Origin of the sequence: Mycobacterium sp. (assembly GCF_035314905.1) — a bacterium.
Classification (GTDB): Bacteria; Actinomycetota; Actinomycetes; order Mycobacteriales; family Mycobacteriaceae; genus Mycobacterium.
The window spans coordinates 35,329-57,247 of sequence record NZ_DATFYW010000128.1; the positions used below are offsets into that span (position 1 = coordinate 35,329).

Sequence of the window (21,919 nt, forward strand, 5' to 3'; positions counted from 1 at the left end):
CGGGCCTTTACCCCGGTAACCTGGCGGTATGACAGTCGAACGGCCGCCTGAGCATGTGCTGGCGACGTTCGGTTTGACCGGATTTCGGCCCGTGCCGCTTGGAGCCGGCTGGGAAGGCGGCTGGCGTTGCGAGGAAGTGGTGCTGTCGATGGTCGCCGATCACGCCCGCGCTGCGTGGTCGGCGAAGGTACGCGAAACGCTGTTCGTCGACGGCGTGCGGCTGGCCCGGCCGGTCCGCTCGACGGACGGGCGCTACGTCGTGTCCGGTTGGCGCGCTGACACATTCGTCGCCGGTACCCCAGAACCTCGGCACGACGAGGTGTTGTCGGCGGCGGTGCGCCTGCACGAGGCGACCGCCAAGCTGGAGCGGCCGCGTTTTCTGACTCAGCCACCCGCCGCGCCGTGGGGGGACGTCGACGTGTTCATCGCTGCTGACCGTGCCGCCTGGGAGGAGCGCCCGCTGCAGGCGTGGCCGTCCGGCGCGCGGGTGTCGCCCGGTTCCGCGGACGGCCAGCGATCCATCGAATTGATCCACCAACTGGCCGGACTGCGCACGCCCACCAAGAGTCCAAGTCAGCTGGTGCACGGAGATCTTTACGGCACAGTACTTTTCGCCGGTACTGCGGCGCCGGGCATCACCGACATCACCCCGTATTGGCGGCCGGCCTCATGGGCCGCCGGGGTCGTCGTCGTCGACGCGCTGTCGTGGGGCGAGGCTGACGACGGGCTCATCGAGCGCTGGGCGTCGCTCCCGGAATGGCCACAGATGTTGTTGCGGGCGTTAATGTTTCGGCTCGCAGTGCATGCACTCCACCCGCGGTCCACGGCCGCGGCGTTCCCCGGTCTTGCCCGCGCCGCGGCCCTCGTTCGGCTTGTACTGTAGCTCACCGCTGCGCTCAGGTGATTCAGGTGCCGGTCTACCGCTGGGAACCGCCGGTAAACCGCCACCGGCTGGACCAGCTGATCGGCATGATCGTCAACGCCGAGGTCGATGCCGTCAGTTTCACAAGCGCACCGGCCGTCGCTTCGATCCTGGAGCGCGCCAAGGCCATCGGTTGCGTCGCCGAGCTGCTCACCGCGCTTCGCGGCGACGTGGCCGCGATCTGCGTCGGGCCCGTCACCTCCGCGCCGCTGCGCCGTCCGGGCGTGCCCGCCACGCATCCCGACCGGTACCGGTTAGGCGCGCTGGCACGGCTGATCAGATCGTCCTGCCCGCGTTTGGGGCGTACGGCTATCACGTGCACACCGACCTACCGGCGAGGATCGCCCAGAGCGGGCACGAGGACGCGAGGGTGACTCAGCCGCTCGGACCCGATCCGGTGTCGGCCGCGGTGATGCACGAACGGCTGGTCGAGGCGGGCCGGCGGCCGGGCGATGTGGTGGTCATGGCCGCCGCGGGTTCGTCGGATCCGCGGGCTCGCCGCGACGTGTACTGTGCCGCAACGATGTTGGCGGATCACGTCGGCGAAGTCCATCTGGGCTTCGTGGCCACCGGCGCACCGCGGGTGCAGGACGTCGTGCGCGTGCTCCGGGGGAACGGCCGCCGCCGAATCTTCGTCGCGCCGTATCTCCTGGCGCGCGGAATCTTTCACGATCGGCTGGCCGAATGCCCAGCGACGGCGGTGGCCGCACCGCTGGGGGCGCATCCCGGCGTCATCGACGTGATGACCCCCGCTTCACTCGGGTGGGCGCGGACTAGGCCGGCTAATCCCGCGCTGAGTGGTGAACGGGTCGCCGTCCACCATCGGCATCGGCTTCCTGCGATCGGCTCGAGCATGGCCTCGGCATCAGAACCGGTGGCGCACCTCGCTTAGCGGGACCCTCCCGTCGACGGCGAGCACACTCTCCGCCCGTAGCAGTTCGAGTTGGCGGGTGGACAGGTTCGGGGCGGGACGCCCCGTCGCGCGGATGACCCGGTGCCAGGGCAGATCCGCGGAATCCGTGCGCATGATCCAGCCAACGATGCGGGCGCTGGAAAGCCCTGCGGCCTCGGCGACGTCGCCGTAGGTCGCGACCTTCCCCGGGGGGATCGTCGCGACCAGGGCCCGCACGCGCTCGACCTGCTCGTCGGTGATCGCGGCCACCGTTACGCCAGCCGCTCGCGGATCACGGCGGCGGTTTCGGCCGGCAACGCCAGCGGCACCATGTGGTTGCAGTGGAAGTCGATCTTCGTGAAGTCGGGCCCGAGGCCGACATCGAGCGCCTCGATCAGCGTGTCGCTGACGTACGGCGGATCGGTGCGGGTGGCGCGGACCAACGTGGTCGGAGTTCCGCTGCGCGGCACCACAACCGGACGGGCCAGCTCGCTCCAGTAGCTGATCATCGCCGGCAGGCTCAGCCGCCAGCCCACCCGGCCGCCCGGCCAGGAAACCAGGTGCTCGTCGAGTTCGGCCTCCAGCGCGGACGGGTCCACGTCGGCCCACGACCCGGTTGCCTTCTCGGCGCGGGCCTCTTCCCGGTCGGTGTAATCGGGCGAGGCGAGCATGTTGGCGGCGATCTCGCGCATCCACTCGCCGTCCAGACCGATGGCCGGGTCCAGAAGCACCAAGCCGGCCACCACGTCCGGGCGCCCGGCGGCCAGGTTCAACGCCAGCGCCCCGCCGAACGAGTGCCCGACCACCACCACCGGACCGTCAGCCTCGTCGTCGAGCAGGGAGGCCAGCTTCTCGACGTTCGCGTCGATGGTCCACGGCGCCGACCACGGTGAGCGGCCGTGGCCGAGCAGGTCGGGCGCGGCGATGGCGACGTCACTCAGGTGCCTGGTGGCGAGGCTTTCCCAGCGCCTGCCATGACCGGTCAGGCCGTGGATCGCGAGCAGGCGGATGCCCGTCACCGGACCGTAACGGTAGACGTGCAGATCGCAACCCACGGATCGATGGTGCCAGAGCTTGTCGGTGCCGCGTGGTGTCATGCGGGCATGACCGAACCGCTGACCCGGGAGTGGGAACCCGACGCGCGAAGCGTCATCGATCCGCACGCGCGCGGACCGGTGCGGGTGCTCGGCGGCCCGGGCACAGGCAAGAGCCAACTGCTCGTCGACGCGGCCGCGGCTCACCTCGCCGCCGGTGTGGATCCCGAATCGGCTGTGCTGTTGTGTGGTTCGGCTCGGGCGGCCGCCCGCTGCCGTGCCGCCCTGACGGGTGCCTGGTCGCGGTCGGGTGGCCGGGCGGCTATCAGGGAGCCGCTGGTACGCAGCGTGCACTCGTATGCGTTCGCGGTGCTGAGGTCAGCCGCGCGGCGCACCGGTGACCCGCCGCCGCGGCTGGTGACCGGCACCGAGCAGGAAGGCATCATCCGCGAGCTTTTGGCCGGCGATCTCGAGGACGGCGCGGGGGCCGCTGTCGCGTGGCCGGAGTCGTTGCGACCAGCATTGACCACGGCGGGGTTCGCCACTGAGCTGCGCGACCTGCTGGCCCGTTGCGCCGAACGCGGAGTCGATCCGCTGCGCCTTCAGCGCATCGGGCGGGCGGCGGGCCGGCCCGAATGGGTGGCCGCCGGCGTGTTCGCGCAGCAGTACGAGCAGGTGATGCTGCTGCGAGCGGCTGCGGGCACGGCCGCACCGCAGGCCACCGTTCCCGCGCTCGGTGCGGCCGAACTCGTCGGGGCTGCGCTCGAGGCGTTCGCCACCGACCCCGACCTGCTTGCCGCCGAGCGTCGCCGCGTGCGGCTGCTGCTCGTCGACGACGCACAGCACCTCGACCCACAGGCCGCCCGGTTGGTGCGGGTGCTGGCCGCGGGAGCGGCGCGCTCCGTGATCGCCGGCGATCCCAACCAGGCGGTGTTCGGCTTCCGGGGCGCCGATCCCGCCCTGCTCGACACCGACATCCCGGCGGTGACACTGATGCGCTCGTACCGTTGCGCGACAGCGGTGGCCCAAGCGGTCGGCGGCGTCGCCGCACGGCTGCCCGGACGCACGCCGTGCCGTGAAATCAGGCCCAGCGCAACCGATCCCGGATCCGTATCGGTGCGGCTCGCCGCGTCCGCGCACGCCGAAGCCGCGTTGATCGCCGACACTTTGCGCCGAGCGCATCTCATCGACGGCGTGCCCTGGTCGCAGATGGCCGTGATCGTCAGGTCTGTGTCGGAGGCGGGCGCGGTGCTGCCGCGAGCGCTTGCCGTCGCCGGCGTGCCGGTCGCGACACCGGCGCAGGCGATACCGCCGGGCGAGCTCCCGGCCGTGCGCGCGCTGCTGACCGTGTTGGCAGCCACCGCCGGGGAACTCGACGGCGATCAGGCACTGGAGCTGCTGACCGGCCCGATCGGCCGGGTCGACCCGGTGTCGCTGCGCCGGCTGCGGCGGGCCTTGCGGCGCCGCGACACCAGCGAGCCGCCGCGCGACTTCGGACGGTTGCTCGTCGACGTGCTGACCGGCGACGAACACGGCCTGCCCGGCGCGCACGTAGGTCCGCTGCGCCGGATCCGCGCGGTACTCGCCGCGGCCGCCGGTGCCGACCGGCAGGATCCGCGCTGCACGCTGTGGCGGGCTTGGAGCCGCTCGGGCCTGCAGCAACGGTGGCTGACGGCCAGCGCCCACCGCGGCACCGCTGGAACGCAGGCCGACCGCGACCTCGATGCGGTCACCGCCCTGTTCGACATCGCCGACGACTACGTGTCCCGCACGGCCGGCGCCACCGTCGGCGGCCTGGTCGACCATGTCAGGAATCTGAAACTGCCCCCGACGGAACGTGAACCGCTGGTTCCGCCCGACGCCGTCAGCGTCGTCAGCGCGCACGCGGCGCTGGGCCGCGAGTGGGATGTCGTCGTCATCGCCGGCCTGCAGGAGGGGTTGTGGCCGAACACCGTTCCGCGCGGCGGCGTGCTCGGCACCCAGCAGCTCGTCGACAGGCTCGACGGCGTCATCGCGCCCGTGTCGGGCCGGGCGCCGGTGCTCGCCGACGAGCGCCGGCTGCTTGTCGCGGCACTCGGCCGGGCCCGGTGGCAGCTGGTGATCACCGCCGTCGACAGCGACGCCGGTTCGGCTGGGGCGGCGGAGATACCGTCGGCGTTCTTCTACGAACTGGCCCAGTGGGCCGACGGCACCCCGACGGGGCCGGAGCCGGCGCCGCGGGTACTGTCGGCCGCCGCGCTGGTCGGCCGGCTGCGCTCGGTCGTGTGCGCGCCGCCAGGAGCCGTCGACGACAGCCGACGCCGCTGCGCGGCAACGCAATTGGCCAGACTGGCCGAGGCCGGCGTGCCGGGTGCCGACCCCGCGGGCTGGTACGGCATGACCGAGGTCAGCAGCGACGAACCGCTTCGCCGAGACGGCCGGCCGGTAACCATTTCGCCGTCGGCGCTGCAGACGCTCCGTGACTGCCCGCTGCGCTGGCTGCTGGAGCGCCACGGCGGCACCGACGGAAATGACCTGCGCTCGACGGTCGGATCGGTCCTTCACGCGCTCTTCGCCGACAGTGGACGCCCCGAGTCAGCGCTGCTTGCGGACCTCGAAAGGATCTGGGACGCGTTGCCATTCGAATCCCAGTGGTTCGCTCGCAACGAGCTGTCGCGGCACCGGGCGATGCTGGCCGCGTTCGTGCGGTGGCGGGCGCAGACACGCCACGAGCTGACAGAGGTAGGCACCGAGGTCGACGTCGACGGCGCATTGAGTTGCCCCGACCCCAAGCTTCCCGATGTGCGGGTCCGTGGCCGCGTCGATCGGCTGGAGCGTGACGGCGCCGGGCGGCTCGTCGTGGTTGATGTCAAGACCGGCAAGAGCCCGGTCAGCAAGGACGACGCGCAGCGGCACGCACAGCTCGCGCTGTATCAGCTGGCCGTCGCGGCCGGGCTGATACCAGCGGGTGATCGCCCGGGGGGCGGTCGCCTCGTCTACGTGGCGAAACCGAGTGCGGGTGGCGCGGTGGAACGCGACCAGGATGCATTGACAAGGGAAACACAGCAGGAGTGGCAAGACGTCGTGCACCGGGCAGCCGCGGCCGCCGACGGTCCGTTGTTCCTCGCCCGTGTCAACGACGGGTGCGGGCACTGCCCGGTGCGGTCCAGTTGCCCGGCCCGGAGCGCCGGGCGATGACACCTCGCCACAGCCCCGTCGAGTTGGCCCGCCTGCTCGGGATTCCCGAGCCCACCGACGAGCAGGCTGCCGTCATCGCCGCACCGCCGGGCCCGTTGGTGGTGATCGCGGGCGCCGGCGCCGGCAAGACCGAGACCATGGCCGCGAGGGTGGTCTGGCTCGTCGCCAACGGTTACGCCGAGCCAGGCCAGGTCCTCGGCCTGACGTTCACCCGCAAGGCCGCCGCGCAGCTGTTGCGGCGGGTGCGTTCGCGGTTGGCCCGGCTGTCCGGGGCGGGGCTGCGGCCCATCCCGGCCGACGCGGAGCCGGCCACGGTAAGCACCTACCACGCATTCGCCGGAACCGTGCTGCGTGAGCACGGGCTGCTGCTGCCACTCGAGCCCGACACCCGGCTGCTCAGCGAAACCGAGTTGTGGCAGTTGGCTTTTCGGGTCGTGAGCGACTACCGAGGCGACCTCGACACCGACAAGACCCCGGCCTCCGTCACCGCGATGGTGCTGCGGCTGTCGGGGCAGCTGGCCGAGCACCTGGTCGACACCACCGCGTTGCGTGACACCCACGTCGAGCTCGCGCGGCTGATCCAGACCCTGCCCACCGGCCCCCACCAGCGCGACCGGGGGCCGAGCCAGTGGTTGCTGCGGCTGCTCGCGGCCCAGCACGAGCGCACCCAGCTGGTGCCGCTCGTCGACGCGCTGCATCAGCGCATGCGGGAAGACAAGGTGGTCGATTTCGGTACGCAAATGGCGGCGGCCGCGCGGTTGGCCGTCGGCTTCCCGCAGGTCGGAGAACAGCTGCGGCAGCGGTACCGGGTGGTGCTGCTCGACGAGTATCAGGACACCGGCCACGCGCAGCGCGTCGCGCTGTCGGCGCTGTTCGGCCGCGGCGTCGATGAGCGCTTGGCGCTCACCGCGGTCGGCGATCCGATTCAGTCGATCTACGGATGGCGAGGCGCCTCGGCCACCAACCTGCCGCGGTTCGCCACCGACTTTCCGCGCGCCGACGGCGCGCCTGCGCCCACCCTCGAGCTGCGCACCAGCTGGCGAAACCCGCCCCGTGCGCTGCATCTGGCCAACGCCGTATCGGCGGAGGCGCGCCGGCGGTCGGTCGCCGTGCGCACGCTGCGGCCCAGGCCCGGCGCCCCGCCTGGAACGATTCGGTGTGTCCTGCTGGAAGACATTGCTGCTGAACGAGATTGGGTGGCAGCGCACCTGGCTCGGCGCTACCACGACGCGCGCTCCTGCGGCGCCGGCGCGCCCACCGCGGCGGTGCTGGTGCGCCGCAACGCCGACGCCGCGCCGATGGCCGAGGCGCTGACCGCCCGCGGGGTCCCGGTCGAAGTGGTGGGCCTGGCGGGGCTGCTCGGCGTCACCGAGGTGGCCGACCTCGTGGCAATGCTGGCGCTTGCCGCCGATCCAGCGGCCGGATCGGCGGCGATGCGCGTGCTCACCGGGTCGCGGTGGCGGCTCGCCGGCTGCGACATCGCCGCGCTGTGGCGCCGCGCCGGCGAGATCGCCGACGACGGGCGCGCCGACCCGACAACGGTGGAACGGATCGCGGCGCAGGCCGCGGCAGACGGAGACGCGGCCTGCCTGGCCGATGCGATCTGCGATCCGGGTGGCGCCGAGCGGTACTCCGCCGAAGGGCACCGGCGCATCGTCGCGCTGGCCCGCGAGCTCGGCGCGGTGCGGGCGCGGTTGACGCATCCGCTGCCCGACCTGGTCGCCGAGGTGCGTCGCGTGCTCGGCGTCGACATCGAGGCCCGCGCGGCCCGGCCCGTTTCGGCGGGATGGTCGGGCGGCGAACATCTCGACGCGTTCGCCGACGTGGTCGCCGATTACGCCGACCGGCCGAACGCATCGGTCAGCGGCTTCCTGTCGTATCTCGAAGCGGCGGCGGAAGTCGAGAACGGGCTGGCCCCCGCCGAGATCACGGAGTCCCACGACCGCGTCCAGGTGCTGACCGTGCACGCCGCCAAGGGCCTGGAATGGGAGGTCGTCGCGGTGCCGCACCTCAGTTCGCGCATCTTCCCGTCCGCCGCCTCGACGCGGACCTGGCTGACCGACGCCGCCGACCTGCCGCCGCTGCTGCGCGGCGACCGTGCCGCCGGTGGCATGCACGGCGTGCCGGTCCTCGACACGTCGAGGGTGAACAATCGAAAACAGTTGTCCGACAGCATCTCCGAGCATCGGAGAAGCCTCGGACAGCGTCGGCTCGACGAAGAGCGTCGGCTCCTGTACGTTGCGATCACACGAGCGCAGGACACGCTGCTGCTGTCGGGTCACCACTGGGGCGTGACCGGAGCCAAGCCCAGCGGGCCATCGGGCTTCCTGTCCGAGCTCAAGGACATCATCGACCGCTCCGCCACCGACGGGAACCCGTGCGGCGTCGTCGAGCACTGGGCGCCGGCGCCCCTCGAAGGAGAACCGAACCCGTTGCGCGACAGGAAGGTCGAGGCGGTATGGCCAGCCGACCCGCTGGCAGGCCGGCGCGGCGACGTCGAGCGTGGAGCCGCACTGGTGCGGGGCGCAGCCCGTGCACCGGCCGACCATGACCCCGACGGCTGGTCGGCCGACGTCGACGCCCTGCTCGCCGAACGCGCCCGAGGGTGCCAAAGGGCGAACCCATCCCTGCCGCCGCAGCTCTCGGTGAGCGTGAGCAGCCTGGTTGAGCTGGGCCGCGACCCTGCCGGCGCGACCCAGCGAATGCTGCGGCGGCTGCCGGTCCGACCCGACCCGCACGCGTTGCTGGGCACCGCCTTCCACGACTGGGTGCAGCGTTTCTACGGAGGTCAGCGGTTGTTCGACCTCGACGAGCTGCCCGCCGCCGACGAGCATTGCGCCGACGCCGCGGCCCTGGCTGAGCTGCAGGAGGCGTTCACCGCGTCGCCGTGGGCGGCGCGCACACCCGTCGACGTCGAGGTGCCTTTCGAGATGGTGATCGGCGACAGGGTCGTGCGCGGCCGGATCGACGCTGTGTTCGCAGACCCCGACGGCGGAACCACGGTCGTGGACTGGAAGACCGGCGAGCCGCCGGGCAGCGCAGATGCGTTGCAGCAGGCCGCTGTTCAACTTGCCGCATACCGGCTGGCGTGGGCGGCGCTGTGCGGTTGCCCGGCGTCGTCGGTGCGGGCGGCGTTTTACTACGTCCGCACCGGTCGCACGGTCAGCCCCGAGGCGTTGCCCGACGCCGACGAGTTGGCCGCCCTGTTGAGACCTCAGGGAGTGCCTGGAGTCGGGGGCCCCGCGGCTCCGGAGCGCCAGACCTTCAGCGCCTGAGTGATCATCGGGATCTGCAGCGGCAGCCGCGCGATCGCGGCGATCCGCATCGGCCATCCCCTGTCCCACCACAGCCGCACCATGTTCACGTTCGCGGGGAACACCGACGCGAACAGCACCACAGCGGCCCGCGCGGCCATCCGGCGGGTCCGCGGCACCAGTAGCAGCGAGCCGGTCGCCAGCTCCGCGACACCCGAGGCGTAGGTGTAGAACCGCGGGCTGCCGGGAAGCTCGGCCGGCACGATCGAGTCATATGGCTTCGGCAACAGGAAGTGCGTGGTCCCCGCGCCGAGCAGCAGCGCACCCAGCCGGTATGCGGCCGCTCGAGCTGATGTGGACGGACGTTCGGGCAGCCGGTTGGTCATGGTTACATTGTGCTCATGCGGCGCCGGCGGATCAGTCGTTGTGGTCAAAGGTAGGTTTCGCCGCCCCGGCGGACCGGAAGAGGCGCTGACGTCCCAGCCCGATTTCGCATTGGTCGGCGTGCTGCGCATCCCGGAGAGCCACGTGAGTCCCGGCCGCGCGATCTCGCGCCGCCTGGCACTGGCGCTGCTGGCGCTGTTGGCAGCGGTCATCATCGTCTACCTCGACCGCGACGGCTACCGCGACGTCCGGGGCGGGCGGCTGTCGTTGCTGGACTGCGTCTATTACGCCACGGTGTCACTGTCGACCACCGGCTACGGCGACATCACGCCGTACACGGAATCAGCGCGGCTCATCAACGTCTTGATCATCACCCCGCTGCGGGTCGCGTTCTTGATCGTCTTGGTCGGTACGACGCTGGAAGTCCTGACCGAGCGGTCCCGTCAGGCGTGGAAGATCCAGCGCTGGAGGAGCAGAGTGCGCAACCACACCATCGTCGTCGGCTACGGCGCGAAGGGAAGGACCGCCGTCGACGCGATGCTCGGCGACGGCGTGCCCCCCGCCGACATCGTCGTCGTCGACACCGACCAGACAGCGCTCGACCACGCCGCGGCCGCGGGCCTTGTCACCGTGCACGGCAACGCCACCCGATCGGAGGTGCTGAGGCTCGCCGGCGCCCGGCAGGCCGGCTCGATCATCGTCGCGACCAACCGCGACGACACCGCGGTGCTGGTGACGCTGACCGCGCGGGAGCTCGCGCCGAAGGCCAAGATCGTGGCGTCGATCCGGGAGGCCGAGAACCAGCACCTAGTGCGGCAGTCCGGCGCCGACTCGGTGGTCGTGTCGTCGGAGACCGCCGGCCGGCTGCTGGGCATCGCCACCACCACACCCACCGTCGTGGAGATGATCGAAGACCTGCTGACACCCGAACATGGGTTCGCGATCGCGGAGCGGGAAGCCGACCTCAGCGAGGTCGGCGGATCGCCCCGGCAGCTGCGCGACATCGTGCTGGGCGTGGTGCGCGGCGGCAGGCTGCTGCGAGTCGACGACGCTGCCGTCGACGCCGTCGAGCCCGGCGACCGTCTGCTCTACATCCGCAGCGTGGATCATTGAGCCCATGGCCCATTTCGAGCTGCGCAACGTTCCGCTGCTCGCCCGTGTCGGGGCGGATCGTGCCGACGAGTTACGCACCGACGTCGATGCGGCCCTGGCCGGCTGGCAGAAGGCTGCGGTGCTGCGGGTCGATTCACGCAATCGGGTGATGATCTCCGGCGGCCGGGTCGTGCTCGAGGACGCGGCCGGGGTCGGGGAACGACCACCGCAGGACGCGGTTTTCCTCGGCCGCATACCCGACGGGCGGCATGTCTGGGGCATCCGTGGCTCCCTGCAACCGCCGGACGATCCCGACGCCGACATCGAGGTCCTCGACCTGCGCCGCGCCGGGCCGGTCTTCGACGACGTCAGCGCGCAGTTGGTCGCGTCGGCGACAGCGTTGCTGAACTGGCACGACAACGCGCGGTTCAGCCCGGTCGACGGTCTGCCCACCACGCCGATCAAGGCGGGGTGGTCGCGGATCAACCCGGTCACCGGTCAGGAGGAATTTCCGCGCATCGACCCGGCGGTGATCTGCCTGGTTCACGACGGGCACGACCGCGCGGTGCTGGCCCGGCAAACCGTCTGGCCCGAGCGGATGTTCTCGCTGCTGGCCGGGTTCGTCGAGGCGGGGGAGTCGTTCGAGGCCTGCGTGAAGCGCGAGATCGCCGAGGAGACCGGCCTGGACGTGCGCGACGTGCGCTACCTGGGCAGCCAGCCGTGGCCGTTCCCGCGGTCGCTGATGGTCGGGTTCCACGCCATCGGTGACCCGGAGCAGGAGTTCTCGTTCAACGACGGGGAGATCGCCGAAGCCGCCTGGTTCACCCGCGACGAGATCCGCGAAGCGCTCGCCCAAGGTGACTGGACCAGCGATTCCCAGTCGAAACTGATGCTGCCCGGGACGATTTCGATCGCCCGGGAGATCATCGAGTCGTGGGCTGTGCAGGACTAAAGCCCGAGCTCCGCCAGCTTCTGCTTGATCTGCTGACCGCTGGGGTTCGTCAGTGTGGAGCCGTCGGCGAATTCGACGGTCGGAACGGTCCTGTTGCCGTTGTTCACCGAGCTGACGAACTCGGCCGCGTCGGGGTCCTGCTCAATGTCGACCTCGTCGTAGGCGATTCCGGCCGACTTCAGGATGGTCTTCAGCCGGAAGCAGTATCCGCACCATTCGGTGGTGTAGATCGTCAGTTGAGCGGCGCCAGCGGTCATGCCCAAAGTTAACGCACCGCGTCGCTGCAGCCTTCCTGTCGGTGCCCCCTGACAAGATGGACCGCATGCCGGTCGCCACTGCCCTGCTCGATGGCCTGGACGAAGAGCAACGGGACGCGGTGCTGGCGCCGCGCGGCCCCGTTTGCGTGCTGGCCGGCGCGGGCACCGGCAAGACGAGGACGATCACCCGCCGCATCGCGCATCTCGTCGCGACCGGTCACGTCGCGCCGGGCCAGGTGCTCGCTGTCACGTTCACGCAGCGGGCCGCCGGCGAAATGCGTAGCCGGCTGCGGGGTTTGGACGCGGGCGTCGGCACCGGCTCAGTGCAGGCCGTCACGTTCCACGCCGCCGCGCGCCGTCAGCTGCACTACTTCTGGCCCCGCGTCGTCGGCAACACAGCGTGGCAGCTGCTGGACAGCAAGTTCTCTGCGGTCGCGCAGGCGGCGTCGCGGCTGGGCGTGCAAGTCGGCACCGACGATGTGCGCGACCTCGCCGGGGAGATCGAGTGGGCCAAGGCGTCGCTGATCACCCCGGAGGGCTACCCGGCGGCGGTAGCAGAAGCGGGCCGTGAGACTCCGCTGGACGCCGGCATCGTGGCACGCGTGTACGCCGGCTACGAGACGCTGAAAGCAGGCCGCGACGGCGTGGCCCTGCTCGACTTCGACGACCTGCTACTGCACACCGCAGCCGCGATCGAAGACGACGCCGGTGTGGCCCAGGAGTTCCGCGACCGGTACCGCTGCTTCGTGGTCGACGAGTACCAGGACGTCACACCGCTGCAGCAGCGTGTGCTCACGGCTTGGTTGGGGGACCGCGACGACCTCACCGTGGTCGGCGACGCCAACCAGACCATCTACTCGTTCACCGGGGCCAGCCCGCGCTATCTGCTCGAGTTCCCGCGGCGCTTCGCCGACGCCACCGTGATCCGGCTCGAGCGCGACTACCGTTCCACCCCGCAGGTGGTGTCGCTCGCCAACCGGGTCATCGCGGCGGCGCGTGGCCGGGTGGCCGGAAGCAAGCTGCACCTGGTCGGCCAACGCGAGGCCGGACCGACGCCGTCGTTTGACGACTACCCCGACGAGGTCGCGGAAGCCGCCGCGGTCGCGAAGCGGATCGGCGAGCTGATCGACGCCGGCACGCCCGCGCCGGAGATCGCCGTGCTCTACCGCATCAACGCGCAGTCGGAGGTTTACGAAGAGGCGCTGACGGAGGCCGCGATCCCGTTCCAGGTGCGCGGCGGCGAGGGCTTCTTCACCCGGCAGGAGATCCGGCAGGCCTTGCTGGCGCTGCAGCGCGCGGCCGGGCGCGGTGCCGAGGGGGACGTGGCGGAGCTGGTCCGCCAACTGCTGGAGCCGGTGGGGCTGACCGGCGAACCGCCCGCCGGGACGAGGGCGCGGGAACGCTGGGAGTCGCTCAGCGCGCTGGCCGACCTCGTCGACGAGGAGGTGGCACGCCATCCCCAGCTGGACCTGCCCGGGTTGGTGGCAGAGCTGCGGGTTCGGGCCGACTCCCGGCACCCGCCCGTGGTGCAGGGTGTGACGCTCGCGTCGCTGCACGCCGCGAAGGGGCTGGAGTGGGACGCGGTGTTCCTGGTCGGGCTGGCCGACGGCACGCTGCCGATCTCGCACGCGCTCGCGCACGGCCCCGACAGCGAGGCCGTCGAAGAAGAGCGCAGGCTGCTGTACGTCGGTATCACGCGCGCGCGTGTCCACTTGGCGCTCAGCTGGGCGCTGGCGCGTACACCGGGCGGGCGGCAAAGCCGACGACCGGCACGCTTCCTGAACGGCATCGCGCCGCAGACCCAGGCCGACCCGGCGCCCGCCAAGCCGCGCCGGCCCCGCGGCAATGTGCCCCGCTGCCGCATCTGCAACGCCACGCTGTCAACACCGGCCGCGGTCCTGCTGCGGCGCTGCGAGAGCTGCCCGGCCGACCTCGATGACGAGTTGCTCGCGAAACTCAAGGAGTGGCGGCTGAATACCTCGAAGGCGATGAACGTGCCCGCCTACATCGTGTTCACCGACAACACGTTGACCGCGATCGCCGAGATGCTGCCCACCGACGATGCGGCGCTGGTGGCGATCCCGGGCATCGGTGCCCACAAGCTCGAACGGTTCGGCGCCGAGGTGTTGACGCTGGTCCAGAAACACGCGAAACAGCAGGTCAAAAATGGGTTGTCGGGGTCGACTGCTAAGCTCTAGCCTCAGTATGGGCCGACGAGCTCATGTTGTATGTCCGCAGCCAGCCGACGAGAGGAGGTCTCGATCATGAACAACGCCACCATTTTCGGCGGTGTATCGCGGGCCCCCCACGTCGCTGACACGTGGCCCGCGTCTGCGGCGCATGCCGCCGCCGCGCCGGCGGCTGCCGCGCGGCGCACGCGCCGCACCGCCGCCGCGACCGCCGCGTCCGTGGACGGAGGCACCATCTAGGTAAGCCCCCACACCCCAAGGCCACGGACCCGCAGTCAACAGGATCCGTGGCCTCATTGCTTTGGCGACAGCCTCCTGGTCCGGATCCAGAAGCAGACAACCGACGGAAACGACCAGGAAGCAGGTGATCGGACATGTCGGCCCTGACATGCCGTGAAAGGACACTGCCCGAGCTGCCATGTCATGTCGGCGATCCCGACCTATGGTTCGCCGACAACCCCGGGGACCTCGAGCGTGCCAAGGAGTTGTGCGGTGACTGCCCGATCCGCGCGCAGTGCCTTGCCTCGGCGCTCGAGCGCGAGGAACCGTGGGGCGTCTGGGGCGGGCAGATATTCGAGCGCGGTGTCGTCGTCGCTCGCAAGCGGCCCCGGGGACGGCCACGGAAGGGTGAGGCCGCCGCCGCCGCGTAGGCGCGGGGTTGCGCCCCGCGTAGGCGCGGGGTGCAACGAGACTGCGTGGGTATTTGCCATGCACGACCGCCGGCAACCGCGGCCGCTTAGACCGCCGCCGGCTCGTTCGGCTCGGCGAAACCTGTGAGATATTGCGTCACAATCGCTTTCACCGGCACATGGGCATCCAGCTGAGCGGAGATCGCCACCGTCGACGCGATCACCCGCAGCGGGAGTGCGAGCTTCGCCGGTAGGTCGAGCTGACGAGCCGTCTTGATCTGAGCCACCGACCTGTCCATCTGAACGGCGGTCATCTTCTGCAGCCATCTGCGTGTGTAGTGGAAGACATCGGTCTGCACCGGCTCAACGTACTGGCGGAGCATCTCATCGATTTCGCGCGCCGAGACCTGCTCACCGGGCTGGATGAAGCCGACCTTCTCCATCGTGTGCAGCAGCGGCTCGTAGTCCTTGTCCAGGGCATGCCGCAGCATGTGACCCAATTCGACGGGCAGGCCGCCGGGCAGCGGTGCGACCGCGCCGAAGTCGATGACGCCCATCCGGTCGTCGGTCATCAGCATGAAGTTCCCGGGGTGGGCGTCACCGTGCATCATGTCAAGGCGGCACGGCGCGCCGTAGGTCAGCTCGGCGAGGCGCGTGCCCATCAGGTCTCGTTGTGCGGTCGTGCCGCCGCGGATGATCTGCGCCATCGGGATGCCGTCGATCCACTCGGCGATCAACACCTTCGGTGCACTCGCCACGATGTGCGGGACCACGAACTTCGGATCGTTCTCATAGGCCTTGGCGAACGCCCGCTGGTTGTCGGCCTCGAGCCGGTAGTCCAGCTCCATCTCGGTGCGCTCGATGAGCTCGTCGACCACACCCTGCACGTCGGCGCCGGGGGAGAACTGCTTGAGCACGCCGATCATGCGCTGCATCGTCTTCAGGTCGGCGCGCAGGGCCTCGTCGGCGCCGGGGTACTGGATCTTGACCGCGACCTCGCGGCCGTCGGACCACACCGCCTTGTGCACCTGGCCGATGCTGGCCGACGCGACCGGCGTGTCGTCGAACGAACTGAACCGTTGCCGCCACCTGGTGCCCAGCTGCTGGTCGAGCACGCGGTGCACCTTGGCCGCCGGAAGCGGCGGGGCGTCCTTCTGCAACTTCGTCAACGCCTCCCGGTACGGCTCGCCGTACTGCTCCGGGATCGCTGCCTCCATCACCGACAGCGCCTGGCCGACCTTCATCGCGCCGCCCTTGAGCTCGCCGAGGACCGTAAACAGCTGGTTGGCGGCCTTCTCCATCAGCTCCGCCTGAACCGCGTCCTTCGACTTGCCCGTCAGCCGCTTGCCGAAGCCCAGCGCCGCCCGACCGGCGATGCCGACGGGAAGCGTTGCGAGCTTCGCATTGCGCGCGGCGCTCCTGCGTTTGATGTCAGCCACGCCACCATCATCCCTGACGGTTCAGACGAGCCCACAACGAAGTGGCAACAAATGCTGTCAGCCCGAGCATCGGCGGTGACGAGCCCGCGGCTCAGTCCTGCTTGTCGTCGCGATCCTCTTCGATCTTGGCGATCGCCTCGTCGATGCCGCTGGTGTCGCCGCCGATCACGCGGTCGATGAAGGCTGCCGGGTCGTCGAGGTCGCTGGAATCCGGCAGCAGATCGGGGTGCTGCCACACAGCGTCGCGGGCGTCGATGCCGGCGGCCTGCGTCAGCCGCTCCCACAGCACCGCGGCCTCCCGCATCTTGCGGGGCCGAAGCTCGAGCCCGACGAGCGTGCCGAATGTCTGCTCGGCGGGCCCGCCACTGGCGCGGCGTCGGCGCAGCATCTCGCTCAGCGCTGCCGTGGCGGGGATCCGGTCCCCGAGCGCGGCGGTCACCACGGTCTGCACCCAGCCCTCCACCAGGGCGAGCAGCGTCTCGAGCCGCTCCAGCGCCGCCGTCTGCTCGGGCGTGGCCTGAGGCTCGAACACTCCCTGCGTCAGGAGTTGTTCCATCGCCGCCGGGTCGCCCAGCGACATCGGGTTGAAACCGCGGGCGGCTTCCTCGATCCCGCTCATATCGATCTTGATGCCGCGGGCGTAGGCCTCGACCGCGTTGAGAAGCTGGCTGGGCAGCCACGGCACGTGGCTGAACAGGCGGTGATGCGCGGCTTCACGGGCGGCGAGGAATGTGACGATCTCGCTGCGTGGCTGCTCAAGACCCGTGCACAGCGCGTCGATCGCATTGGGCATCAGCGCCGCAACCCCCTTGGGGCCCAGCGGGAGCCCAATGTCGGTGGAGGTCAGCACCTCCTTGGACAACGTGCCCAGGGCCTGGCCCAGCTGCGAGCCGAACGCCATCCCGCCCATCTGCGACATCATCGACAGCAGCGGGCCGGCCATCGCCTTGGCCTCCTCGGGCAGCGCCGACGCCCACACCGTCGAAATCTGCTCGGCCATCGGATCGCACAGCCGCTTCCAGGTGTCCAGCGTGTTGTCGATCCAGTCGTTCGGCGTCCATGCGACCGCCCTGGACGTACCCGCAGGCAGTGCGCTGGCGCCGTCGAGCCAGGTCTCGGCCAGATGGACCGCGTCGGCGATCGCGGACACGGTTGCGGCGGGCACCGGTGCGACGAACCCGATCGAGCTCGACGCCAGCTGCCGCGCGAGGTCGTAGTTCACCGGGCCCGATGCGTTGCCGCCTGCCATCGCGCTGCCCGCGCCGGAGAACATCTGACCGAGGCGCGTGAAGATCTCGCCGAGGTCAGCTACGTCGGAGCCTCCGGAGCCGAACCCGAACGGGTTGGGACGAGTGTTGTCGCCCTCGTCGTCGGGGTTCTTGCCGTGCTGGTCGCGGTCCGGGTCGTCCCCGGCGGAGAAGCCGAAAGGCAGGTCAGCCATACCGTCAACGGTACTCACCGGGGCTCGACCACGCGGGACTCCCCGTCTCGCTGTCAGCGAACCGTGCCCCGGCCAGCGGTCCGTCTACCCTAGGCGGCGTGAACAGGCGGATTCTGACGTTGCTCGTTGCGTTGGTGCCGATCATCGCTTTCGGCGCGCTGCTGGCGGTGGTGACGGTACCCTACGTGTCGCTGGGCCCGGGCCCGACGTTCAACACCCTCGGCGAGGTTGACGGCAAAGAAGTGGTCGACATCGAGGGGACGCAGGTTCATCCTGCGACGGGACACTTGAACATGACGACGGTGTCCCAACGCGACGACCTCACGCTGGCCCAGGCGATGGGCCTGTGGATGTCGGGCCGCGAGCAACTGGTGCCCCACGACCTCGTCTACCCGCCCGACAAGACGCGCGACCAAGTGGACCGAGAGAACGACACCGACTTCAAGCAGTCCGAGGACAGCGCCGAGTACGCCGCGCTGGGTTACCTGAAGTACGCGCCGGCGGTGACCGTAGAGACGGTCAACGACCCCGGCCCGTCGGGCGGCAAGCTGCAGCCCGGCGATGCGATCGACGCGGTGAACGGCACCCCGATCACCGGCATCGACCAGTTCCAGTCACTGCTCAAGCAGACCAAGCCCGGCCAGGACCTGGTCATCAACTACCGCCGCAAGACCGCGCCGCCCGGAACAACCACGATCACGCTGGGCGCAAACCCCGACCGCGACTACGGATTCCTCGGTGTCGCGGTGCTGGAAGCGCCGTGGGCGCCGTTCAGGGTCACGTTCAACCTGGCCAACATCGGGGGTCCGTCGGCCGGGCTGATGTTCTCCCTTGCGGTGGTCGACAAGCTCACCGCCGGTGACCTCGCCGGATCGAAGTTCGTCGCCGGCACGGGCACCATCAGCGCCGACGGCAAGGTCGGCCCGATCGGTGGTATCACTCACAAGATGCTCGCCGCTCAGGAGGCCGGCGCCACCGTGTTCATGGTGCCCACCGACAACTGCGACGAGGCGCGCTCGGACAACGACGAAGGCCTTCAGCTGGTCAAAGTCGACAACCTGGGGCAGGCGGTCGACGCCCTGCACACGCTTTCAGCCGGTGGCGAACCGCCGCATTGTTGAGAATTTGCCGCGCACGGCGTGCGTACAGTTAGGTCCGTCACTACACCACCTGACCGGGAGTTGATGAAGTGGGAATGCGGCCGGCCGCGCGGATGCCGAAGCTGACCCGACGCAGCCGCCTCCTGATCGTTATCGCGCTTGCTGTGGTGGTGCTGCTGCTGGTCGGGCCGCGGCTGATCGACGGCTACGTCGACTGGCTCTGGTTCGGCGAACTGGGCTACCGGTCGGTGTTCACCACGGTGCTGTGGACACGCCTTTTGCTGTTTCTCCTCGTCGGGTTGATCGTCGGCGCGATCGTGTTCGCGGGTTTGGCGCTGGCCTATCGCACGCGGCCGGTGTTCGTGCCGGCCAACGGCCCCAACGACCCGGTGGCGCGTTACCGCGCCGCGGTGATGCCGCGGCTGCGACTGTTCGGCATCGGCATCCCGGCAATCATCGGAATCCTCGCCGGCATCGTCGCGCAAAGCTACTGGGTGCGCGTCCAGCTGTTCCTGCACGGCGGCAGATTCGGCGTCAGCGACCCGCAGTTCGGCAAGGATCTGGGCTTCTACGCGTTCGATCTGCCGTTCTACCGGCTGGTGCTGTCGTACCTGTTCGTCGCGGTTTTCCTGGCCTTCGTCGCAAACGTTGTGAGCCACTACGTCTTCGGCGGTATCCGGCTGTCCGGGCGCACGGGCGCACTGAGCCGCCCCGCGCGCATCCAGTTGGTGAGCCTGGTGGGAATCCTGGTGGTGCTGAAGGCGGTGGCCTACTGGTTCGACCGCTACGAGCTGCTTTCGCACACACGCGGCGGCAAGCCGTTCACCGGCGCGGGTTACACCGACATCAACGCGGTGCTGCCCGCCAAGCTGATCCTGCTGGCCATCGCGGTGATCTGCGCGGTGGCGGTGTTTTCCGCGATCGTGCTGCGTGACTTGCGGATTCCCGCAATCGGACTGGTGCTGCTGCTGTTGTCGTCGCTGATCGTCGGCGCCGGATGGCCGCTGGTTGTCGAGCAGATCAGTGTCAAACCCAATGCGGCGCAGAAGGAAAGCGAATACATCGGCCGGAGCATCACCGCGACACGGCAGGCGTACGGGCTCACGCCCGACGTGGTGGCCTACCGCGACTACACCGGAAACTCCGCGGCCACCGCGCAGCAGGTCGCGGCCGACCGCGCCACCACCTCCAACATCCGGGTGCTCGACCCGACGATCATCAGCCCGGCGTTCACGCAGTTCGAGCAGGGCAAAAACTTCTACTACTTCCCCGATCAGCTGTCGATCGACCGCTACCGCGGCGCTGACGGCAACCTGCGCGACTACGTCGTGGCCGCGCGGGAGCTCAACGACGACCGGCTGATCGACAACCAGCGTGACTGGATCAACCGGCACACCGTCTACACCCACGGCAACGGCTTCATCGCGTCGCCCGCCAACACGGTCCGCGGGATCGCCAACGACCCGACGCAGAACGGCGGCTACCCCGAGTTCCTCGTCAACGCCGTCGGCGCGAACGGCTCCGTCGTCTCCGAGGGTCCCGCGCCGCTGGACCAGCCGCGGATCTACTACGGCCCGGTCATCGCCAGCACCTCCGCCGACTACGCGATCGTCGGCAGGAACGGCGCCGACCGCGAGTACGACTACGAGACGAACACCGAGACCAAGAACTACACCTACACCGGTACCGGCGGCGTGCCGATCGGCAACTCGCTCTCCCGCACCGTGTTCGCCGCGAAGTTCGCCGAGCGGAACTTCTTGTTCTCCAGCGTGATCGGCCCGAACAGCCGAATTCTGTTCAACCGTGACCCCGCAGAGCGCGTCGAGGCGGTGGCGCCGTGGCTGACCACCGACAGCAACGTCTACCCGGCGATCGTCAACAAGCGCATGGTGTGGATCCTCGACGGCTACACCACGCTGGACAACTACCCGTACTCGGAGCTGACGTCGCTCACCGCTGCCACCGCCGACTCCAACGAGGTCGCGGTCAACCGGCTGGCGCCGGACAAGCAGGTGTCCTACATCCGCAACTCGGTGAAGGCTACCGTCGACGCCTACGACGGGACCGTGACGCTGTACGCGATGGACGAAAAGGATCCCGTGCTGCAGGCGTGGGAGAAGGTGTTCCCGGGGACGGTGAAGCCGAGGAGGGACATCTCGCCGGACCTGGCCGCGCATCTGCGTTACCCGGAGGACCTGTTCAAGGTTCAGCGCATGCTGCTGGCCAAGTACCACGTCAACGACCCGATCACGTTCTTCTCGACGTCGGACTTCTGGGATGTTCCGCTCGACCCCAACCCGACGGCCAGCAGCTACCAACCTCCCTACTACATCGTCGCCGAAGACCTTGCGCGCAACGACAACTCGGCGGCGTTCCAGCTGACCAGCGCGATGAACCGGTTCAAGCGCGACTTCCTGGCGGCCTACATCAGCGCGAGCTCCGATCCGGACACGTACGGCAAGATCACCGTGCTGACCATCCCCGGCCAGGTCAACGGGCCCAAGCTGGCCAACAACGCGATCACCACCGACACCGCGGTGTCGCAGGATCTCGGCGTCATCGGCCGCGACAACCAGAACCGAATCCGGTGGGGCAACCTGCTGACGCTGCCGGTGGCCCAGGGCGGGTTGCTCTATGTCGAACCGGTGTACGCCTCACCCGGTACCAGCGACGTGGCGTCTTCGTATCCGCGGCTGATTCGCGTGGCGATGATGTACAACGACAAGGTCGGCTACGGCCCCACAGTCAGTGACGCCCTGGACAAGTTGTTCGGAGCCGGTGCCGGTGCAACAGCGACAGGTCCCGCGCCGGCCGACAATGGGCAACAGGCGGCCGCCCAGCCGCTGACCAATTCGCCGCCGCAGGCTCCGTCTCCGGACGGCAACGCGACACTGCCGCAGGCCGCGACTCCGCCACCGGCAGCCACCCCGCCGGGAGGACCGATCCAGCTCTCGCCCGCAAAGGCCGCCGCGCTGCAGGACGTGCAGAACGCCCTTGCCCGCGTCAAGCAGGCGCAGCAGAGCGGCAACTTCGCCGACTACGGCGAGGCGCTGCAGCGGCTCGACGACGCGATGAACAAGTTCAACGCGACCAAGTAGGGACCTCGCGGCACCCGCCGGGTCCGCGATTTGGCGAGGAGGCGTGGCCTTCGGTAACC

17 protein-coding genes and 1 pseudogene are annotated in these 21,919 nt (G+C 69.8%); 12 read left to right on the forward strand and 6 right to left on the reverse strand.

Annotation, left to right across the window (positions count from 1 at the left end; all coding sequences use genetic code 11):
- Positions 1-28: 28 nt before the first annotated feature.
- The 3 genes and pseudogenes from VKG81_RS10815 to VKG81_RS10825 all read left to right on the forward strand — a co-directional run bounded on the left by VKG81_RS10815 (position 29) and on the right by VKG81_RS10825 (position 1,814).
- Complete coding sequence (locus tag VKG81_RS10815; protein ID WP_324395908.1) at positions 29-883, forward strand: TIGR02569 family protein; 855 nt, start codon at positions 29-31, stop codon at positions 881-883.
- An 11-nt stretch (positions 884-894) separates the two neighbouring features.
- A pseudogene (locus tag VKG81_RS10820) lies at positions 895-1,218 on the forward strand (uroporphyrinogen-III synthase); the annotation flags it as partial.
- 74 nt (positions 1,219-1,292) lie between these two features.
- The gene (locus VKG81_RS10825) at positions 1,293-1,814 is read left to right on the forward strand and encodes a sirohydrochlorin chelatase (RefSeq protein WP_324395909.1); all 522 of its coding nucleotides are present in this window, start codon (positions 1,293-1,295) and stop codon (positions 1,812-1,814) included.
- Here the strand turns inward: VKG81_RS10825 and VKG81_RS10830 are convergent.
- Together VKG81_RS10830 and VKG81_RS10835 are read right to left on the reverse strand one after the other, a co-directional pair.
- A complete protein-coding gene (locus VKG81_RS10830) occupies positions 1,788-2,084 on the reverse strand; it encodes an MGMT family protein (protein WP_324395910.1) in 297 nt (98 codons plus the stop codon). The genes VKG81_RS10825 and VKG81_RS10830 overlap by 27 nt on opposite strands.
- A 2-nt stretch (positions 2,085-2,086) precedes the next feature.
- The gene (locus VKG81_RS10835) at positions 2,087-2,911 is read right to left on the reverse strand and encodes an alpha/beta hydrolase (RefSeq protein ID WP_414685230.1); all 825 of its coding nucleotides are present in this window, start codon (positions 2,909-2,911) and stop codon (positions 2,087-2,089) included.
- 6 nt (positions 2,912-2,917) lie between these two features.
- On the opposite strand from VKG81_RS10835, the gene VKG81_RS10840 reads away from it, so the two are divergent.
- Positions 2,918-6,025 carry an ATP-dependent DNA helicase gene (locus VKG81_RS10840; RefSeq protein ID WP_324395912.1) on the forward strand — a complete coding sequence of 1,036 codons (3,108 nt, stop codon included), beginning with the start codon at positions 2,918-2,920 and terminating at the stop codon, positions 6,023-6,025.
- Positions 6,022-9,300 carry an ATP-dependent DNA helicase gene (locus tag VKG81_RS10845; protein ID WP_324395935.1) on the forward strand — a complete coding sequence of 1,093 codons (3,279 nt, stop codon included), beginning with the start codon at positions 6,022-6,024 and terminating at the stop codon, positions 9,298-9,300. The genes VKG81_RS10840 and VKG81_RS10845 overlap by 4 nt, the downstream gene beginning before the upstream one ends.
- On the opposite strand, the gene VKG81_RS10850 is transcribed toward VKG81_RS10845, so the two are convergent.
- Positions 9,240-9,665 carry a hypothetical protein gene (locus tag VKG81_RS10850; RefSeq protein ID WP_324395913.1) on the reverse strand — a complete coding sequence of 142 codons (426 nt, stop codon included), beginning with the start codon at positions 9,663-9,665 and terminating at the stop codon, positions 9,240-9,242. The genes VKG81_RS10845 and VKG81_RS10850 overlap by 61 nt on opposite strands.
- Before the next feature lie 40 nt (positions 9,666-9,705).
- On the opposite strand from VKG81_RS10850, the gene VKG81_RS10855 reads away from it, so the two are divergent.
- Positions 9,706-10,776 carry a potassium channel family protein gene (locus VKG81_RS10855; protein WP_324395914.1) on the forward strand — a complete coding sequence of 357 codons (1,071 nt, stop codon included), beginning with the start codon at positions 9,706-9,708 and terminating at the stop codon, positions 10,774-10,776.
- A 4-nt stretch (positions 10,777-10,780) separates the two neighbouring features.
- Positions 10,781-11,707 carry an NAD(+) diphosphatase gene (nudC, locus tag VKG81_RS10860; protein WP_324395915.1) on the forward strand — a complete coding sequence of 309 codons (927 nt, stop codon included), beginning with the start codon at positions 10,781-10,783 and terminating at the stop codon, positions 11,705-11,707.
- Here nudC and mrx1 read toward each other — a convergent pair.
- Positions 11,704-11,964, reverse strand: a complete 261-nt coding sequence (mrx1, locus tag VKG81_RS10865) for a mycoredoxin Mrx1 (RefSeq protein ID WP_324395916.1) — start codon at positions 11,962-11,964, stop codon at positions 11,704-11,706. The genes nudC and mrx1 overlap by 4 nt on opposite strands.
- A 65-nt stretch (positions 11,965-12,029) precedes the next feature.
- On the opposite strand from mrx1, the gene VKG81_RS10870 reads away from it, so the two are divergent.
- From VKG81_RS10870 to VKG81_RS10880, 3 genes are all read left to right on the forward strand, one after another.
- Positions 12,030-14,162, forward strand: coding sequence for an ATP-dependent DNA helicase UvrD2 (locus VKG81_RS10870; protein ID WP_324395936.1), 2,133 nt, complete (start codon positions 12,030-12,032; stop codon positions 14,160-14,162).
- 66 nt (positions 14,163-14,228) lie between these two features.
- Positions 14,229-14,393: a hypothetical protein gene (locus VKG81_RS10875; RefSeq protein ID WP_324395917.1), complete on the forward strand. Its 165-nt coding sequence runs from the start codon at positions 14,229-14,231 to the stop codon at positions 14,391-14,393.
- 134 nt (positions 14,394-14,527) lie between these two features.
- Positions 14,528-14,803: a WhiB family transcriptional regulator gene (locus VKG81_RS10880; RefSeq protein ID WP_324395918.1), complete on the forward strand. Its 276-nt coding sequence runs from the start codon at positions 14,528-14,530 to the stop codon at positions 14,801-14,803.
- Positions 14,804-14,889: 86 nt separating this feature from the next.
- Here VKG81_RS10880 and VKG81_RS10885 read toward each other — a convergent pair whose 3' ends face one another.
- Positions 14,890-16,221, reverse strand: coding sequence for an ABC1 kinase family protein (locus VKG81_RS10885; RefSeq protein WP_324395919.1), 1,332 nt, complete (start codon positions 16,219-16,221; stop codon positions 14,890-14,892).
- A 91-nt stretch (positions 16,222-16,312) separates the two neighbouring features.
- On the reverse strand, positions 16,313-17,680 hold the full coding sequence (locus tag VKG81_RS10890) for a zinc-dependent metalloprotease (protein ID WP_324395920.1): 1,368 nt from the start codon (positions 17,678-17,680) through the stop codon (positions 16,313-16,315).
- A gap of 80 nt (positions 17,681-17,760) precedes the next feature.
- Between VKG81_RS10890 and VKG81_RS10895 the strand changes: the two genes are divergently transcribed.
- Positions 17,761-18,783, forward strand: coding sequence for a PDZ domain-containing protein (locus VKG81_RS10895; protein WP_324395921.1), 1,023 nt, complete (start codon positions 17,761-17,763; stop codon positions 18,781-18,783).
- 68 nt (positions 18,784-18,851) lie between these two features.
- Positions 18,852-21,860 (forward strand): UPF0182 family protein, encoded by a 3,009-nt coding sequence (locus VKG81_RS10900; protein ID WP_324395922.1) that lies wholly within the window; start codon positions 18,852-18,854, stop codon positions 21,858-21,860.
- Positions 21,861-21,919 lie beyond the last annotated feature (59 nt).

Bases quoted from the DNA above. Each gene is read 5' to 3' on its own strand.
- VKG81_RS10815 (WP_324395908.1), top strand. From the start codon at position 29: ATGACAGTCGAACGGCCGCCTGAGCATGTGCTGGCGACGTTCGGTTTG.
- VKG81_RS10835 (WP_414685230.1), bottom strand. From the start codon at position 2,911: ATGACACCACGCGGCACCGACAAGCTCTGGCACCATCGATCCGTGGGT.
- VKG81_RS10840 (WP_324395912.1), top strand. From the start codon at position 2,918: ATGACCGAACCGCTGACCCGGGAGTGGGAACCCGACGCGCGAAGCGTC.
- VKG81_RS10845 (WP_324395935.1), top strand. From the start codon at position 6,022: ATGACACCTCGCCACAGCCCCGTCGAGTTGGCCCGCCTGCTCGGGATT.
- VKG81_RS10850 (WP_324395913.1), bottom strand. From the start codon at position 9,665: ATGACCAACCGGCTGCCCGAACGTCCGTCCACATCAGCTCGAGCGGCC.
- nudC (WP_324395915.1), top strand. From the start codon at position 10,781: ATGGCCCATTTCGAGCTGCGCAACGTTCCGCTGCTCGCCCGTGTCGGG.
- mrx1 (WP_324395916.1), bottom strand. From the start codon at position 11,964: ATGACCGCTGGCGCCGCTCAACTGACGATCTACACCACCGAATGGTGC.
- VKG81_RS10870 (WP_324395936.1), top strand. From the start codon at position 12,030: ATGCCGGTCGCCACTGCCCTGCTCGATGGCCTGGACGAAGAGCAACGG.
- VKG81_RS10875 (WP_324395917.1), top strand. From the start codon at position 14,229: ATGAACAACGCCACCATTTTCGGCGGTGTATCGCGGGCCCCCCACGTC.
- VKG81_RS10880 (WP_324395918.1), top strand. From the start codon at position 14,528: ATGTCGGCCCTGACATGCCGTGAAAGGACACTGCCCGAGCTGCCATGT.